Annotated in this window: 12 protein-coding genes and 1 tRNA gene; 6 read left to right on the forward strand and 7 right to left on the reverse strand. The window is 62.1% G+C overall.

Translation table 11 applies throughout. The features are described from left to right. Positions 1-41: 41 nt before the first annotated feature. The 6 genes from K5K95_RS26655 to K5K95_RS26680 all read left to right on the forward strand — a co-directional run bounded on the left by K5K95_RS26655 (position 42) and on the right by K5K95_RS26680 (position 7,609). A complete protein-coding gene (locus tag K5K95_RS26655; protein ID WP_222586859.1) occupies positions 42-1,010 on the forward strand; it encodes a ribose-phosphate diphosphokinase in 969 nt (322 codons plus the stop codon). After that, complete coding sequence (locus K5K95_RS26660; protein ID WP_261398080.1) at positions 985-1,851, forward strand: polysaccharide deacetylase family protein; 867 nt, start codon at positions 985-987, stop codon at positions 1,849-1,851. Before K5K95_RS26655 ends, K5K95_RS26660 begins: the two co-directional genes overlap by 26 nt. After that, positions 1,848-3,119, forward strand: coding sequence for a putative glycoside hydrolase (locus tag K5K95_RS26665; protein ID WP_222586860.1), 1,272 nt, complete (start codon positions 1,848-1,850; stop codon positions 3,117-3,119). The genes K5K95_RS26660 and K5K95_RS26665 overlap by 4 nt, the downstream gene beginning before the upstream one ends. Beyond that, positions 3,071-5,461 carry an exo-beta-N-acetylmuramidase NamZ domain-containing protein gene (locus K5K95_RS26670; RefSeq protein ID WP_261398081.1) on the forward strand — a complete coding sequence of 797 codons (2,391 nt, stop codon included), beginning with the start codon at positions 3,071-3,073 and terminating at the stop codon, positions 5,459-5,461. Before K5K95_RS26665 ends, K5K95_RS26670 begins: the two co-directional genes overlap by 49 nt. Before the next feature lie 106 nt (positions 5,462-5,567). After that, positions 5,568-6,221, forward strand: coding sequence for a hydrolase (locus tag K5K95_RS26675; RefSeq protein WP_084323411.1), 654 nt, complete (start codon positions 5,568-5,570; stop codon positions 6,219-6,221). Positions 6,222-6,286: 65 nt separating this feature from the next. Next, positions 6,287-7,609, forward strand: coding sequence for an OprD family porin (locus tag K5K95_RS26680; protein WP_222586861.1), 1,323 nt, complete (start codon positions 6,287-6,289; stop codon positions 7,607-7,609). 8 nt (positions 7,610-7,617) lie between these two features. Here K5K95_RS26680 and K5K95_RS26685 read toward each other — a convergent pair. The 7 genes from K5K95_RS26685 to fdnG all read right to left on the reverse strand — a co-directional run bounded on the left by K5K95_RS26685 (position 7,618) and on the right by fdnG (position 16,678). Beyond that, a tRNA-Sec gene (locus K5K95_RS26685) sits at positions 7,618-7,713 on the reverse strand. A 6-nt stretch (positions 7,714-7,719) separates the two neighbouring features. Continuing rightward, complete coding sequence (gene selB / locus K5K95_RS26690; protein ID WP_222586862.1) at positions 7,720-9,627, reverse strand: selenocysteine-specific translation elongation factor; 1,908 nt, start codon at positions 9,625-9,627, stop codon at positions 7,720-7,722. After that, on the reverse strand, positions 9,624-11,045 hold the full coding sequence (gene selA, locus K5K95_RS26695; RefSeq protein WP_222586863.1) for an L-seryl-tRNA(Sec) selenium transferase: 1,422 nt from the start codon (positions 11,043-11,045) through the stop codon (positions 9,624-9,626). Before selA ends, selB begins: the two co-directional genes overlap by 4 nt. A 50-nt stretch (positions 11,046-11,095) precedes the next feature. After that, positions 11,096-12,022, reverse strand: a complete 927-nt coding sequence (gene fdhE, locus K5K95_RS26700) for a formate dehydrogenase accessory protein FdhE (protein WP_222586864.1) — start codon at positions 12,020-12,022, stop codon at positions 11,096-11,098. Between the two features lie 4 nt (positions 12,023-12,026). Further along, entirely contained in the window at positions 12,027-12,680 is a 654-nt protein-coding gene (locus tag K5K95_RS26705; protein WP_222586865.1) for a formate dehydrogenase subunit gamma, read from the reverse strand. After that, positions 12,677-13,612 carry a formate dehydrogenase subunit beta gene (gene fdxH, locus K5K95_RS26710; RefSeq protein WP_222586866.1) on the reverse strand — a complete coding sequence of 312 codons (936 nt, stop codon included), beginning with the start codon at positions 13,610-13,612 and terminating at the stop codon, positions 12,677-12,679. Before fdxH ends, K5K95_RS26705 begins: the two co-directional genes overlap by 4 nt. Then, positions 13,613-16,678, reverse strand: coding sequence for a formate dehydrogenase-N subunit alpha (fdnG, locus tag K5K95_RS26715; protein ID WP_222586867.1), 3,066 nt, complete (start codon positions 16,676-16,678; stop codon positions 13,613-13,615). It abuts the gene before it with no gap. Positions 16,679-16,958 lie beyond the last annotated feature (280 nt).

Consider the following 16,958-nt stretch of genomic DNA (forward strand, 5'->3'; position numbering starts at 1 on the left):
TAGATGATGCGTACTTGGCAACGGCCTCGAAGGAGTCCTGCATGCTTACCCTGCCCCCGCTTCTGTTTGCCCTGCAAGGCAGCGAGCTCTATGCCGCCCGCGTCGCGCAGCGGCTTGGCTGCCCGTTGGCGCGCCATGAGGAACGTGATTATGAAGACGGCGAGCATAAATGCCGCCCGCTGGATTCGGTCAACGGGCGCGAGGTCGTGGTGTTCCATGCCTTGTATGGGGATGAACGGCAGAGCGCTAACGATAAGCTGTGTCGTCTGCTGTTTTTCTGCGGCGCCCTCAAGGATGCCGGCGCTCGCCAGGTGCAGGTGATGGCACCCTACCTCTGTTACGGGCGCAAGGACCGCCGCAGCCAGCCTCAGGACCCGACCATCACGCGCTACGTGGCAGCGTTCTTTGAAGCCAGTGGCGTGGATCGCCTGATCACCCTTGAAGTGCACAATCCAGCCGCGTTCGATAACGCGTTTCGCAAGCCGGCGTGGAGTCTGCAGTGCGCGGAGCTGTTCGCTGAGCATTTCGCCCAGTACGTCGGCGACACAGAAGTGGTTGCCGTATCCCCGGACTCGGGTGGCACCAAGCGAGCCGAGCAATTTCGGCAGGCGCTGGAGCGACAACTGGGACGTTCGGTCGGCAGCGCGGTGATGGAAAAACACCGTGCCCATACCACGCTGACGGGCACTCTCTTGATCGGCGATGTACGCGGCAAGACCGCGATTATTTACGACGACCTGATCAGCACAGGGGAAACGCTCAAACGCGCCGGCCTTGCCTGCCAGCAGGCCGGAGCCGGACGCTTGTTCGCAGCCGCCACCCATGGTTTGTTTACCGCCCGCAGTCAATTGTTCGACTCACCGGTCTTTGAACACATCGCGATCACCGACACCGTGCCGCCGTTTCGTCTGCCGGCTGATTATGTGACGCGCCACCTGCAGATACTCGACAGTACTGCCCTGACCGCCGCTTTCCTGCGGGAAAATGGTGCATTCGATCGCGGGAGCTGACATGTACGGGAACATCCTGTCGTGGATCGAAGACCGCGTCGTGTCATGGCTTCTGTTGTTCGCCGTTTTAATGTGCGCCTGCGGGTTTTCCTGGGGGGCAGCGCGTCCCACCGAACCGCTTGTCACGATCCTGGTGTACCACCGGTTCTCGGACACTGCGGACGATTCAATGACGGTGCGCATGAGTACGTTCGACAGCCAGCTGGGTGTCTTGCGTTCGCATGGCTACCACTTCGTCACGCTGCGCGCGGTAGTCGACTGGCTGCGAAATCCCGATGCGACGTTACCGGACAAACCAGTCGCAATCACTGTCGATGACGGGCATCGCTCGGTATTCGACAAGCTGCTGCCGGTGATGCTGCGCGAGCATTTTCCCGTGACGCTGTTTGTCTATCCGTCGGCGATTTCCAATGCCGCTTATGCGTTGACCTGGGAGCAGTTGCGAACGTTGAAGCAGACTGGCCTCGTCGACATCCAGTCGCACACTTATTGGCATCCCAATTTCAAGATCGAGCGTCGGCGCCTTTCCCCGGCCGATTTCCGCCAGTTCGTTCACCTGCAACTGGACAAATCGCGGCGACGGATCGAATCGCAAACCGGTGGCACGGTCGACATGCTCGCCTGGCCGTTCGGCCTCTATGACGACGAGTTGATCGCACTCGCCGCCGACGAAGGCTACATCGCGGCTTTTTCACTGGAGGAAAAAAAGGCTGACCGGCACGCACGCCTGCTCACCCTGCCGCGCTATCTGATGATTGACGCCTACGGAGCCAAGACCTTCGCCCGCCTGCTTGGCGAACCGCAAACCCGGCCGCTGCCCATCGCAGGGAGCACACGATGACTTTCGTCCGTGCCTTGAGGTACCAGGTGACTCCAACGTTGCTGCTCATCGCTGTCTTGCTGTCTGATCAGGCCTTGGCCATCAGCGGCATCGTACTGGACGCCGACACCCAAAGGCCGATTGCCGGCGCAACGGTCACAAGCTCGGGCGCGGTGACGCAAACCGACGAACTGGGGCACTTCGAAACCGACTCTGCGGACACAACCATCGCGGCCAGAGCCCCCGGCTACCTGCGCACCGAGGCAACGCTTGTGGCCGATGAAGCGCCCAGCGTGCTCACGTTGACCCCGTTTCGCCCCAAAGCGGTCTATCTGTCGGTGTTCGGCGTGACCAGTACGCTGTTACGCGACAGAGTCGTCAGCCTGGCCGACAGCACTGACATCAACGCGCTGGTCATCGACGTCAAGGGTGATCGCGGCTTGACGCCTTATCGCAGCGCGGCCCGCGAGGCAATTGGCGCAGCGGCTCACACAAGTCGCCCCGCACCTCAAGCACGAGACTTTCCCGGGCTACTGGCAAAGTTGCGTGCGCGGCACTTCTATCTGATCGCCCGTATTGTGGTGTTCAAGGACGATCCCCTCGCCGACGCGCACCCACAGTGGAGCGTGCATGCCGCGGACGGCACACCGTGGCGAGATCGCGAAAACCTGCAATGGATGGATCCGTTTTCACATGAGGTCTGGCAGCACAATCTTGATCTCGCCGAGGAGGCGGCGCGCATGGGCTTCGATGAAATCCAGTTCGACTATGTGCGCTTTCCCGACAAGAGCGGGCTACGTTTCGCGCTCCCCAACACCCGGGCCAACCGGACGGCGGCGATCGTCGGGTTCCTGAAGGAGGCGCGTCAACGGCTCGCGCCCTACAACGTCTTTGTCTCGGCGGATATCTTTGGCTACGTCTGCTGGAATCTCGACGACACCGCCATCGGCCAGCAAATCGAATTGCTCGGCGCGGCCCTCGACTACATATCCCCGATGTTGTACCCCTCCAGCTTCACCTGGGGGCTGCCGGGCCTTACCAACCCGACGGAGGATCCCGCTCAGATCGTCAGGCGTTCCCTGGCGGAGGCGAAGCACCGCACAAAACTGCCCGGCCTACGCTTTCGTCCCTGGCTACAGGCTTTTCGCGACTATGCGTTCGATCATCGGCTGTTTGACCAGGCGGCGATCAAGGCTCAGGTTGATGCCGCCGACGCGGCCGGTACTGATGGATGGATGTTATGGAACCCGCGCAATCATTACGAAGCCGCCGATCTGCCGCATCATTGATCGGTACGCTTGAACGCTGGGCGCTGTTGCTCGGTTTGGCAATGTGCGCCCAGTTTGCCGTCGCCATCGATCTGGACGCGCCGACGCGCCTGCAAGCCGCACAGATTGTTGCAGCGCAGATCACTGCCGGACGCATGCCGGGCGCCGTTGTCCTGATCGGCGATGCCACGCACGTGTTCTATCGCCAGGCCTTCGGCCAACGGATGACGACGCCCGCCCCCGAACCGATGACGCTGGACACCGAGTTCGATCTCGCATCGCTCACCAAGGTCATCGCCACCACCACGGCGATCATGCAACTGGCCGAAGCCCGCCGTATCGACCTGGATGCACCGGTTGCCCGCTACTGGCCAGCCTTTGCTTCGGGTGGCAAAGGGGCCGTGACGGTGCGCCAACTGCTGGCGCACACCTCGGGACTACGCCCGGGCTTGCCCTCGCGGCCCCGGTCGGGCGAACGCAACGGCGTATTGAGCGCCATCGCGGCGCAACCTCTGCTTGACGAGCCCGGTGCTCGGGTCATCTACAGTGATCTGAATTTCGTGGCCCTCGGCGAATTGGTCGAACGCATCACCCACCTTTCACTTGACGCCTATTGCCGGACGCACATTTTTGCACCGCTCGGCATGCGCGACACACTCTTTGTGCCGGACGCAGGGCGAGTCGCGCGCAGTGCACCGACCCTCGCCAACAAGGCCGGCCTGCTGCGCGGGCGTGTGCACGACCCTATAGCTCGGTGGATGGAGGGTGTCTCCGGGAATGCAGGGCTGTTTTCAACGGCGGATGACCTGTCACGCTTCGCACAAATGCTCCTCAATGATGGCCGCGCCGGCACCGCGCAGATACTGAAGCCCGCCAGTATCGCCGCGCTGGCGGCTGCGTCCTCGCCATTCACAAGCGAACCCTGGCGCGGACTTGGCTGGGAGCTGAGTGCACCGCTGGTGCCCAACCATGACCGCCTCCCGCCCATTGGCGGCATCGGCCACACGGGTTACACCGGCACGGGTTTGTGGATCGACCTGGTGACACGTCAATTCATCGTGATACTGACCAACCGTGTGTACCCGGACGATCGCGGCGACGCCCGCCCGCTTCGCGCTCAGTTGCTCGCGTTGCTGGCCAGTCACGGGGCGCCGGCGAGCGCCATGCAGATCGGCCAGGCGCTGCCGTCAGCGATGCCCGCGCTCCTGGCCGCCAAACGTCTGCCGATCTCCACGGGACCGGTTCAAACCGGGATCGACGTGCTCGAGACGCAACAGTTTGCCCCGCTCGCCGGAAAGCGCGTCGGGCTGATCACCAACCGCAGCGGCTTCGATGCTGCAGGCCGGCGCACCATCGACGTGCTTGCCCATGCGCCAGGCGTCAGGCTGGTCGCGCTGTTCTCGCCTGAACACGGGCTCGACAGCGATGTGGACGAACGGGTCGGCGACACACGCGATGCGGCAACGGGACTGGTGGTGCACAGTCTCTACGGCGAAAAACAGCGATTCCCGGCCGGCTCCCTGCAAGGACTCGATGCGCTGATCTTCGACATCCAGGATGCCGGCGTACGCTTCTTTACCTATGAAACAACACTCGGCTACGCCCTTGAAGCGGCTGCCGCACAAAACATTCCGTTATTTGTGCTGGACCGGCCCGATCCGCTCGGCGCGCAGCGCTTTGGCGGCCCCATGCTGGACAGTCAGCGCGAATCGTTCACCGGCTATTTCCCCGCGCCACTGCAACCGGGCATGACCGTCGGTGAGCTGGCGAGCCTGTTCAATCGTCACAAGCACCTCGGGGCGGATCTGCGCGTGGTGCCGATGCAAGGCTACCGGCGCGACATGACCTTTACCGACACCGGGCTCGGTTGGGTGCCGTTGTCGCCGAACCTGCGCACGCTGGCCCAACTCGACCTGTACCCGGATGTCGGCTTGCTGGAAGGCGCGAATGTGAGCGTGGGGCGCGGAACGCCGCACCCGTTCGAGTGGCTCGGCGCGCCGTGGATCGATGCGACACGGTTGGCAGCCGCGCTAAATGCACTGCAGGTTGGCTTGCATTTCGAGCCGATCGATTTCGTCCCCACCGAATCCACCTGGCACGGTCAACTGTGTCATGGCGTCAGCATCGTTCGTGACCAGAGCGCTGATCGACGCCCCGTCGCCAGCCTGGGACTGTCGCTGCTCGTCACCCTGCACGCGCTGTATCCCACTCAATTCAATCTTGTGGCAACCCGCGGCTCGATCGGCTCGACATCGGTGTGGCAAGCCATCCGCGACGGCGCCGCGCCGCAGGCCGCCCAAGCCTTCGATGCCGCGGCAATGGCGCGCTTTGCACGGATGCGACAAGAGAGCCTGCGCTATTGAGCGCGTGTGCCAGCCCGGATTTGGTAAAAACACAGCACACCGATTCAATCTCGCCGCCGGAATTTACGTAACCATGGCCTCCTCATTCACCCGTAAGGACATCGTCATGGCTATCGCAAAAGCTGTTCCTGGCAAAACCCTGCTGACCCCGACTGACCACACTCTGATCATGATCGATCACCAGTCGCAGATGTCGTTTGCGACCAAGTCGATCGACGCCGTTACCCTGCGCAACAACGCCGCGCTCGTGGCCAAGGCTGCCCGTGGTTTCAAGGTCTCGACCATCCTCACCACCGTTGCGGAAAAGAGCTTTTCCGGCCCGATCTTCGATGAAATCAAGTCGGTGTTCCCGGAACACAACGTTATCGACCGTACCAGCATGAACACCTGGGAAGACGAACGCATCGCCGTCGAAGTCAACAAGTTCGGCAAACAGAAGATCGTCCTGGCCGGTCTGTGGACGTCCGTGTGCATCGTCGGCCCGGCGCTGTCGGCCATCGACCAAGGGTTTGAGGTGTACGTGATTGCCGATGCTTGCGGCGACGTCAGCACCGAAGCCCATGAAATGGCCATGCAGCGCATGATCCAGATCGGCGCCCGCCCGATGACCTCGCTGCAATACCTGCTCGAACTGCAGCGCGACTGGGCACGTACCGAAACCTACGACGAAACCGTGAAAACCTCGATCGCCAACGGTGGCTCGTACGGTCTGGGCCTGATCTACGCCAAAACCATGTTCGGCGCCTCCGAAGGCCATTAAGCGGTTTCATGCAAAGCCAGCGGCTGCGGATTTTTCGCAGTCGCTGCGCCCGTGGTGATTGATCGATGAAGTTTGGCAAGCAAGACTTTCGCGCCGGTTTGTCCTTCTGGATACCCGCGCTGTTCGCCGGCACAGCGCTGGCTGACGAATCCGCACAAGGCTTTCTCGACGGTGCAACACTTGATGTGCTCAGTCGAAACTTCTATTTGAACAGTGATTACCGAACACCCTCTTCTACTGGTAAAAGCTACAAACAAGAGTGGGCTCAAGGCTTTATCGGCGCTTTTGAATCTGGTTTCACACCAGGAATAATCGGATTCGGACTCGATGCCCATGCCTTTGCGGGCTTCAAACTGGATAGCGGCAAGGGCCATTCCGGGACGGGATTGCTGCCCGTGGACGATGAAGGTCGCAGCGAAGACAACTATTCCAGTGGCGGTGGCGCGCTCAAGATCAAGGCTTCGCGCACCACCCTGGCGTTCGGTGAAATGATGGTCGAAACCCCTGTGTTCGACACTGCGGACAAGCGCCTGCAACCGGAGTACGCCACCGGCTTTCTGCTCAATAGCCACGAAATCGATGGCGTCAATCTGGTCGCCGGTCATTTCACGGCATTCAAGAACCAGGACAGCTCCTCCAGCAAGGGCAACTTCTATGGTTACGGCGCCAACACCGAGGCTGGTGGTATCAGCTTTGTCGGTACGGACCTGTTCACTCAGAGTCCTGTCGGCGGCTCGCTCTATGCCTCCGATCTCACCGACACCTGGCATCAGTACTACGCCAACCTGCACCTGAAGCAACCCGGCGTATTCCTCGACGCCAATCTCTACCACACGCGGGACACCGGCGAAGCGCTGGCCGGCCCCATCGACAACACCGCGTTCAGCCTGTCAGGCAAATACACGGTCGATGCGCACGCTTTCACCCTCGCCTATCAGAAAATCAACGGCGACACCCCCTTCGATTTCGTTGGCGGCGATTCGATCTACCTGGCCAACTCGATCAAGTACGCCGACTTCAACGGCGCCCACGAGCAATCATGGCAAGCACGGTACGACTTCGATTTCACTACCTTAGGGATTCCGGGCCTGAAGTTCATGACGCGGTATGTCACGGGCAGCCAGATTGACGGCACCCACGCCCCACAGGGCGGCGCCTATAACCCGTTCGATGCGTCGACCGGTGAATACGTGCCGCAACAGGGTGACGGCGGACGCCATTGGGAGCGCGACATTGACCTGCACTACATCGTGCAATCCGGTGCGGCCAAGGGGTTGTCCCTGCAACTGTCGCAAGTGTCGCATCGGGCCAACGCGGCCCAGGCGGGCGATAATATCGACAGGGTTTACGTGGTCATCGAGTACCCGCTGAACCTGGGGCATCTCTGAGCGGAAATTGGCGGAAGGCAGCCGGAGTCGAACCGGCCCGGGAACGGATGCCGTCCCCAACCGGGTTTGAAGCCCGGCCGCGCCACCGGGCGCGATTGCCTTCCTTGATGTCAGTGATCGTTGGGTTGAGCCAAGGCGTTGTCCAGGCGTATATGGCGCTTGTCGCCCATGCGACGGGTCAGGCCGAGCCGGTCGAAGTACTCGAGAATCTGAATGCTGCGCTTGCGTCCCAGGCCCACGGCATCGCGAAACGCCGTGACCTGAATCACCGTGTTCTGCGCCGCCAGTTGCACAAGCATAGCCGCCAATCGACGCAGGACTGCATCGGTGTAAAACAGGTCGCGAACGACTTGATGCACCAACCCCAGCCTCGCCATCTTGCGCAAGAGCAGGCGCACCGCCGCTTCGTCATGGCCCAGGTCGCGCACCCATGGCGCGTCGAAACCGGCCTGTTCGAACAACGGCTGCAGGCGTTGCCAAAGGGCTTGATCCGCTTCGCTCAAGCGCACCTGATGTTGCGGTAAATGCAGCCAAGGACCACTGGCCAGGATCGTACCACTGGCCAGCAACTCCTCGACCAGGCGGATGAACGTCGGTCGATCCAGCGATGTTCCAGAGAAGCGCCGCAGTCGGTCGCGGTCGGGTCCCATTTGATCCGGTTCGAGTTGATGAAAGCGCGCCAGATGCTCCAGCAATGTGGCCTTTGAGGCATCCCAGCGTGCTGCGCTAAACAGCAACGACCCTTGGCGCGTATCGATCAAGCGGATATCGGCCGGCAAAATCCAGGTGTCGCGCGGACGATTGAACTGACGCTCAAGGCGCTGCGGATCTAGCCCGGTGTCGCTGTTCACCAACAATGCAGGCAAGACGTCTTCCAGCTCGCTGCATGTCGCGAGCGCCTCTAGCTGCGCCAATCGCTCGGGACTGCGGCGTTGGCGGGTCGGCGCGAACGGATCGAGTACCCGGCCACCGCCGAGGGTGCGTTGGGCGCTCTGGTCGCGCAGAATCAAAGGGTCGCCCTTCACCGCTTGCACCGGCGCATTCAACAGGACCTGCGCAAACATTCGCTCACCGGGCGCCAGGCTCGAACCCTCCAGCAACGCCACTCGCCCGGTGACATCCTGAGTGCCGAGGTGAACATGCACCGGCTGAAAATGCTCGAAGGCCTTGGCTTCGCTGGCCAGCAAACGCATGTCGATATCCAGGCGCTGGGTCGGTGCGTACAGCCACTCGGCCACCAGCCAATGACCCCGGTGAATCTGCTCCAGCGCCAAGCGCTCGGCGCTGAGGTTCAACGCAACACGCTGCCCCGCCACCGCCGTGTCTGTCGCTTGATTTTGCGCATGCAGCCCCCGCACCCGCACCGCTTTGCCCACCGGACCGAGCGTCAACGTGTCGCCCACGGCAACCTGTCCGGATAACGCGGTGCCGGTCACCACGACGCCGGCGCCGGCCACGCTGAACGCACGGTCAATCGCCAGCCGAAAACCACCGCGAGTGCTGCGCTGATGGACCTCACGTTGTGCGTGCAGCAAGGCCGCCCGCAGTGCCTCGACGCCTTCCCCGGTCACGCTCGACAGAGCAATTTGCGGCGCACCGGCAAAAGGTCCCGGCGCCAATAACGTTAGGATTTGTTCGCGTACCGCCTGCACCCGGGCCGGATCGACGCGGTCGCATTTGCTGATGGCCACCAGCGCCCGCGGGATGCCCATCAGTTCGACAATCGCCAGATGTTCACGGGTCTGCGGCATGACGCCGTCATCGGCCGCGACCACCAGCAACACTAGGTCGATCCCCTGGGCACCGGCCAGCATATTGTGGGTGAAACGCTCGTGACCGGGCACGTCGATAAAACCGGTCAATGCCGCGCCCGGCTCCAGTGCGGCGTAGAGATAGCCGAGGTCGATGGTCATGCCCCGCTCGCGCTCTTCGCGCCGCCGGTCACCGGCCTGGCCGGTCAATGCCTGGAGCAACGCCGTTTTGCCGTGGTCGATGTGCCCGGCAGTGCCGACAATCATTCTTGCACCTGCAATTGATCGAGTTGCGCCAACCACGCGGCTTCGTCGTCCAGTTGCCGCAGGTCCAGCCACAACGCGTCGTCGTCAATCCGGCCCAGCACCGGAATGCTCAATTGGCGAAACGCGGCCTCAAGCGCCAGCAATTGCCGGCCACGCAGACGTTTGCTGACCAGCGGGCGCAGGCACAACGCTGCGCTGGGCAATCGCGCCACCGGTTGGCTGCCGCTGCCGATCATGCCCAGTGCCGGCACCGCGCTGACGTTCCAGCCCTCTCCCACCGCCTGCGCCAGAGACGGTTGCAAGCGCTCAGCCTGGGCGAGGATGTCGGCCTGCGCTCGGGTCAGCAGGCGCAGAGTCGGTAACCGCTCGGCCAGCCGATCCGGATCGCGGTACAAACCCAACACCGCTTCGAGCGCCGCCAGGGTCAGTTTGTCGACGCGCAATGCGCGCTTGAGCGGGTTTTTCTTGATCCTGGCGATCAGGTCGTTGCGGCCAACGATCAAACCGGCCTGGGGACCGCCCAGTAGCTTGTCTCCGCTGAAGGTGACGATGTCCGCGCCGTCGATCAGCGCCTGGCGCACCGTGGGTTCGGCGGGCAAGCCCCAGCGAGTCAGGTCCAGCAAACTGCCACTGCCAAGGTCTTCGAGCAGCGGCAATCCGTGTTTATGCGCCAGCGCCGCCAGTTCGGCGGTCGGCACTCGCGCGGTGAAACCTTCGATGCTGTAGTTGCTGGCGTGCACGCGCATCACCAGACCACTGCGCGGGCCGATGGCCGCTTCGTAATCGCGGGCATGGGTGCGGTTGGTGGTGCCGACTTCATGCAGCCTGACCCCCGCCCGGGCCATGATGTCGGGAATGCGGAACGCCCCGCCGATTTCGATCAGTTCGCCCCGGGAAATAATGCCTTCCTTGCGCGCGCCGAGGCTGTTGAGCGTCAGCAGCACGGCGGCCGCGTTGTTGTTGACCACCGTCACCGCCTCGGCGCCAGTCAGCTCGCGAATCAGGCCTTCGATCAGGTCATCGCGGTCACCGCGCTTGCCACTGTGCAGATCGAATTCCAGGTTGAGCGGATAGCGCGCGACCATTTGCACCGCGTCGATGGCTTCCTCCGGCAACAGCGCGCGACCGAGGTTGGTGTGCAGGACCGTGCCGGTCAGGTTGAACACCCGGCGCACGTGACTACGCTGCTGGATCGCCAGGCGTTCGCCGGTTCTGCCGGCCAGCACCTCAGGGGTGATTTCAACGGCGTCGAGCTGCCCTGAAAGCACTTGCTCGCGTAGCTCATCAAGCAATTGCCGCAGACTGGCCAACAGCGCATCCCGGCCATAACGCTGGGCCAATGGCTGGCACGCCGGATGACGCAACAAACTGTCGATGGAAGGCAGCCGCAAGGCTGGGCTGGCGGATCTGGCAGACATCAGGCGCTCCCGCAAACGTTGACCGTCGCGCCTGAGTGTAGTCGTTGTGCTTAATCGCCTCCCGGAGCGAGTAGAAGATTGGGTGCTGCGCGCAAGTAGCCTTCCTGCTCCAGGCGCATGTCCAGCATCAGGCTGGTGAGGTCAGCCGAGAGCGCTTCGGCCTCGGCGTCGTTTTCCAGATAAAGCAGTTTCAGGTAGTGGTGGCAGCCGGGACAGGTTTCGGCGCGCAACGGCGCTTGATTGGCGGCATGGCGATCGTCATCGAGGCTGACGTATTCCAGGCCTTTGCTGTGCTCGCAATACACGCACTTGACCCGCACCACATGCCATTCGCAGGCACACAACGAGCACACCAGATAACGCAACCCGTTGTATTTGCCGCGATGGCGAATCACTCCGGCCATGGCCGGCGACCCACAGGCCGGGCACTGGCTGAGACTGTCGCCGGGTTTCAACGCCAGGTCGGGCGTGCTCAGCAACCAATGACTCCAGGCAGCCTGCAACGCGGCACCGAGAAACGGCACCAGCGCTGCCGGCAGCAATGAATATTGACCGCTGACCAAGGCGATCGCCCAGGCCTTGCGTTGCCCGGGGGTGGCGTTGCGCAACGCAGCGACGGCTTGTTCCACAGCGGACGTGGCCTGCGGTTGATAGCGCTGCAACAAGGCGTCGAGGTACGGCAACCAGGCGTCCTCGCGCGCCAGGCTGTCGGCGGCGAACGGCGGCAATCCGTGTTGTTGACAGATGTGCAGGCGCTCGGGATCGAGCGGCGCGGTGTCGGGTGGATCGTCCAACAGGTCTTGCTGGACGCGGCACAGGTCGGTCACCAGTCGCAGGTAATCGGCGAGTGGATGCCCGTCAGCGAGTTTTTCCAGACGCTGCGCCCGCAAGGCGAACAGGTTGATCGGGGGCAGGTGCAAAAATGGCGGTGAAGTCGCCGCCGCTTCGATTTCGCCAGGCTGAAGAATGGTCGCCAAGGGCTTATCCTTTTTTGCTGATCGGCCGGTCGGGATGCTCGTCGCGGGTCACTTCCCGATACCAGAGTTCATGGTGTTTCTTCGCCCAGGCGCGACTGACCCAGCCATGCGCCATGGCGCTGATCGAGCCCTTGATCCAGATGCCGGCATAGATGTGCACGATGATGCTCAGCACCAGCACGAAACCCGCCAGCGCATGCAGCAACATCGCCCAGCGAATCGCGGTGATGCCGAAGTACACGCTGAAGTAAGCGCGCCAGATCACCAGCCCAGTGAACAGCAACACCAGCATGCACAGCAGCAGCGTCCAGAACAGCAGTTTCTGCCCCGGGTTGTACTTGCCGACGGGGGGCACGCCCTCCTCTTCATTGCGGATCACCCGCCCGACGCGCTTGAGCCACAAGCGGTCATTGCTGATAAAGAAGTTCGCCCGAAAGAACTGAATCACCAAACCGAGGAACAACACAAACATCACCACGCCCATGAACGGGTGCAGGATGCGTGTCCACGGCCCGCCGCCGAACAGGTGGCTGAGCCAGAACAGTGCCGGGTGGAACAACGCCAGGCCGGACAGCGCCGCCATGAAGAACAGGATCGCCACCAGCCAGTGATTGGTGCGCTGGTTGGCGGTGTAGCGAAGGATCTGTTTGCGGATCATGGCCGGTCCTCCCGTTTCGGATCATAGGTATGCACCGATGGATCGACTTCATGCACCGAAGGGTCTTTGAAGGGCGGCAGTTCATCCTCCTCGACCACTTGCGGCCCGATGCGCACGTAATGGAAGAACCCGGCCAGCACCGCCAGGCCCATGGCCAACAAGCCCAAGGGTTTGCTCACGCCCTTCCACAATTCCACCAGCGGGCTGATCGTCGGATTGCTCGGCAAACCGGCGTACAGCCTCGGCGTGTCCGCGTGGTGCAGCACATACATCACGTGCGTGCCGCCAACGCCTTCGGGGTCATACAGGCCGGCGTTGTCGAAGCCGCGACTCTTCAAGTCGACGATGCGTTCGGCGGCGTGCTCCTTCATGTCTTCCTTGCTGCCGAACACGATGGCGCCGGTCGGGCAGGTTTTCACGCAGGCCGGTTCCAGCCCTACTTCCACCCGGTCCGAGCACAAGGTGCATTTGTACGCCTTGTGATCTTTTTGCGAGATCCGCGGAATGTTGAACGGGCAGCCGGTGATGCAATAGCCGCAGCCGATGCAATGGTCCTGATCGAAATCGACGATGCCATTGGCGTGCTTGATGATTGCGCCGGGGCTGGGGCACGCCGCCAGGCAACCGGGCTCGGCGCAATGCATGCAGCCGTCCTTGCGGATCAGCCACTCCAGGTTGCCGGCGTCGGTTTCATGCTCGGTGAAGCGCATCAAGGTCCAGGTGTCGGCGCTGAGGTCCTGAGGGTTGTCGTAGGTGCCGAGGTTGTGGCCGACGTCGTCGCGCAGCTCGTTCCATTCCGAGCAGGCGACCTGGCAAGCCTTGCAGCCGATGCACTTGGTGGTGTCGATCAGCTTGGCCACTTCCTCCTGATTGCGCACCGAGGACGGCACGGTGGTGGTGGCCGAACGGGCGATGATGTCTTGGCTGGCCATTTAGACTTTCTCCACGTTGACCAGGAATGACTTGGATTCCGGGGTCTGAGTGTTGCCATCGCCGAGGAACGGCACCAGGGTGTTGGTCAGGTAGCCGTGGCGCGTAAGCCCGGTAAAGCCCCAGTGCAGCGGGATACCGATCTGGTGCACGACCTGACCGTTGACTTGCAGCGGCCGGATTCGCTTGGTCACCACCGCCACCGCTTCGATATGGCCACGCTTGGAACTGACCCGGACCCGGTCGCCGGCGACGATGCCTTTTTCCTTGGCCAGCACTTCACCGATCTCGACGAATTGCTCGGGCTGGGCAATGGCGTTGAGCTTGCAGTGCTTGCTCCAGAAGTGGAAATGCTCGGTCAGCCGGTAGCTCGTTGCCGCATACGGATAATCCTTGGCCACGCCGAGCGAATCCCAGACCGAATCGAAGATCCTGGCCGCCGGGTTGCTGGTGGCTTTCTTGTTTTGCGGGTGCAGCGGGTTGATGCCGATTGGCGTCTCGAACGGCTCGTAGTGCTCGGGGAATGGCCCCTCGTTCATCTTGTCGACGGCGAAGAATCGCGCCACGCCTTCGGGGTTCATGATGAACGGATTCATCCCCGCTTCCGGCGCCACGTCGACCTTGTAGTCGGGCACGTCGGTGCCGCCCCAGACTTTGCCGTTCCACCACACCAGGCGTTTTTTCTCGTCCCACGGTTTGCCTTGCGGGTCGGCCGAAGCGCGGTTGTAGAGAATCCGCCGGTTCGCCGGCCACGCCCAGGCCCAGCCCTGATGTTGATGCATGCCGTAAGGGTCGCTGTTGTCGCGGCGGGCCATCTGGTTGCCCGTCTCGGTCCAGCTGCCGCAGAAAATCCAGCAGCCTGACGCCGTGCTGCCATCGTCCTTGAGCTGGGCGAACCCCGCCAATTGCGCGTTGCCCTTGATCGCCGTGCCCGTGGCGTCGGTGAAATCGCTGACCGCGTAGCCGTTGATTTCCTTCGCCAGTTCTTCCGGCGACGGCTCTTCGGGCATCTTGTAGGGCCACGACAGTTTTAGGATCGGCTCGGCGTAAGCGCCGCCGTTGGCTTGATAGCGCTGGCGCAGCCGTATGAACAACTCAGCCATGATGCGGATATCGGTGCGCGCTTCGCCCGGGCCGTCGGCGCCTTTCCAGTGCCATTGCAGCCAGCGGCTGCTGTTGACCAGCGAGCCGTCCTCTTCGGCAAAACAAGTGGTGGGCAGGCGAATCACTTCGGTCTGGATATCGGCGCTCTTCACATCGTTGTACGGCCCGACATTGCGCCAGAACTCCGAGGTTTCAGTCGACAGCGGGTCCATCACCACCAGCCATTTCAGCTTGGCCAGTGCCGCCATCACCCGGTTTTTGTCGGGCAGCGCGGCGATGGGGTTGAAGCCTTGGCACAGGTAGCCATTGACCTTGCCCTGCCCCATCAGGTCGAACACTTTGAGGATGTCGTAGTTGGGAATGTCCAGTTTCGGCAAATAGTCATAGGCCCAATTGTTCTCGGCCGTGGCATTGTCGCGGTACCAGGCTTTCATCAGGCTGACGTGGAATTTGCTGTAGTTCTGCCAATACGACAGTTGCCCCGGACGTAGCGGCTTCTGCGTGCGTTTGACGATGTAGGCGTTGTAATCCTGCTCGGCATCCGCCGGCAAGGTCAGATAACCCGGCAGCGAATTGGACAGCAAACCGAGGTCGGTCAGGCCCTGGATGTTGGAGTGCCCGCGCAGGGCATTCACGCCCCCGCCCGGCATGCCGACGTTGCCCAGCAGCAATTGCACCATCGCGGCGCTGCGGATGATTTGTGAGCCGATCGAGTGTTGGGTCCAGCCCAGCGCATAGAGAATCGTCATGGTCTTGCCCGGTTGCGCGCAAGTGGCGATCTCGTCCCAGATTTTTTGCATGGCATCGACCGGCATGCCGCAGATCTGGCTCGCCAGTTCAATGGTGTAGCGGCTGTAATGCTGCTTCATCAATTGATAGACGCAGCGCGGGTCTTGCAGGGTCGGGTCGACTTTTACAAAACCATCGTCACCGAGTTCATAACCCCAGCCGGACTTGTCGGTATAGCTGCGCTTGGCGACGTCGTAACCGCTGAAGATGCCGTCCTCGAAGCCATAGCCGGCTTTGACGATGAACGACACGTCGGTGTAATTGCGCACGTATTCGTTCTGGATCTTGTCCTGGGTCAGCAGGTAGTTGATCAGCCCGCCCATGAAGGCGATGTCGGTGCCGGTGCGGATCGGCGCGTAATAGTCGGCCACCGAGGCCGTGCGGGTAAACCGTGGGTCGACCACGATCAGCCGCGCTTTGTTGTGCGCCTTGGCTTCGGTCACCCACTTGAAGCCGCAGGGGTGCGCTTCTGCTGCGTTGCCGCCCATCACCAGGACCAGGTTCGCGTTGGCGATGTCGGTCCAGGTATTGGTCATGGCACCACGGCCGTACGTCGGGGCAAGACTTGCCACCGTCGGGCCGTGTCAGACACGCGCCTGGTTATCAAACCCCAGCATGCCGAGACTGCGAATGACCTTGTGGGTGATGTAGCCCGCTTCGTTGGACGCCGCCGACGCCGCCAGGAACCCCGTGGTCAGCCAGCGGTTCACCGTTTGGCCCTGGGCATTCTTTTCGATGAAGTTGGCGTCGCGATCGGCCTTCATCAGGTCGGCGACACGGTCCAGCGCTTCATCCCAGGAAATGCGCGTCCATTCGGTGCTGCCCGGCTTGCGCACTTGCGGATATTGCAGGCGCCCGGGGCTGTGGATGAAGTCCAGCAGACCGGCGCCTTTGGGGCACAGGGTGCCACGGTTGACGGGGTGGTCGGCATCGCCTTCGATGTGGATGATGCTTTGCGCGACGTTTTTGGCGGTATCACCCTGGCTGTACATGATCACGCCGCAGCCTACCGAGCAATACGGGCAGGTGTTGCGGGTTTCATGGGTGTGGGCGAGTTTGAAATGGCGTACCTGCTCGGCGAAGGCTGTCGCGGGGAGCATGCCCAGCGCGCCGAGGCTCGAGCCCGCAAGGCCGATACCAGCGACCTTGAAGAACTGACGACGGTTGAGGTCCATCGTGCACTCCTGATCAGGTGGAAACCCGGTATTTTTGCCGGGTTTTTCTGGACGATCACGGTGGCGGCAGCGTGGCTACCGACATCTGAAACTTTAGCCAATGGGAGAACTGACTGCCTGAAAACCGACCATCGGGCAGTGCGCAGATTCCAGCCATCACACAAATCCTGTGGGAGCGGGCTTGCTCGCGAAGGCATGGTGTCAGCCGACATAAATGCTGGACTTGCCGGCCTCTTCGCGAGCAAGCCCGCTCCCACATGGGAATGTGATGTTCGGGCGA

Origin of the sequence: Pseudomonas sp. DR48 (genome assembly GCF_019823085.1) — a bacterium.
In the GTDB taxonomy this organism is placed as follows: Bacteria; Pseudomonadota; Gammaproteobacteria; order Pseudomonadales; family Pseudomonadaceae; genus Aquipseudomonas.

Excerpts from the sequence above, each read along its gene's own strand:
- K5K95_RS26655 (WP_222586859.1), top strand. The coding sequence starts at position 42 with ATGCTTACCCTGCCCCCGCTTCTGTTTGCCCTGCAAGGCAGCGAGCTC.
- K5K95_RS26660 (WP_261398080.1), top strand. The coding sequence starts at position 985 with ATGGTGCATTCGATCGCGGGAGCTGACATGTACGGGAACATCCTGTCG.
- K5K95_RS26665 (WP_222586860.1), top strand. The coding sequence starts at position 1,848 with ATGACTTTCGTCCGTGCCTTGAGGTACCAGGTGACTCCAACGTTGCTG.
- K5K95_RS26670 (WP_261398081.1), top strand. The coding sequence starts at position 3,071 with ATGGAACCCGCGCAATCATTACGAAGCCGCCGATCTGCCGCATCATTG.
- K5K95_RS26675 (WP_084323411.1), top strand. The coding sequence starts at position 5,568 with ATGGCTATCGCAAAAGCTGTTCCTGGCAAAACCCTGCTGACCCCGACT.
- K5K95_RS26680 (WP_222586861.1), top strand. The coding sequence starts at position 6,287 with ATGAAGTTTGGCAAGCAAGACTTTCGCGCCGGTTTGTCCTTCTGGATA.
- selB (WP_222586862.1), bottom strand. The coding sequence starts at position 9,627 with ATGATTGTCGGCACTGCCGGGCACATCGACCACGGCAAAACGGCGTTG.
- selA (WP_222586863.1), bottom strand. The coding sequence starts at position 11,045 with ATGTCTGCCAGATCCGCCAGCCCAGCCTTGCGGCTGCCTTCCATCGAC.
- K5K95_RS26705 (WP_222586865.1), bottom strand. The coding sequence starts at position 12,680 with ATGATCCGCAAACAGATCCTTCGCTACACCGCCAACCAGCGCACCAAT.
- fdxH (WP_222586866.1), bottom strand. The coding sequence starts at position 13,612 with ATGGCCAGCCAAGACATCATCGCCCGTTCGGCCACCACCACCGTGCCG.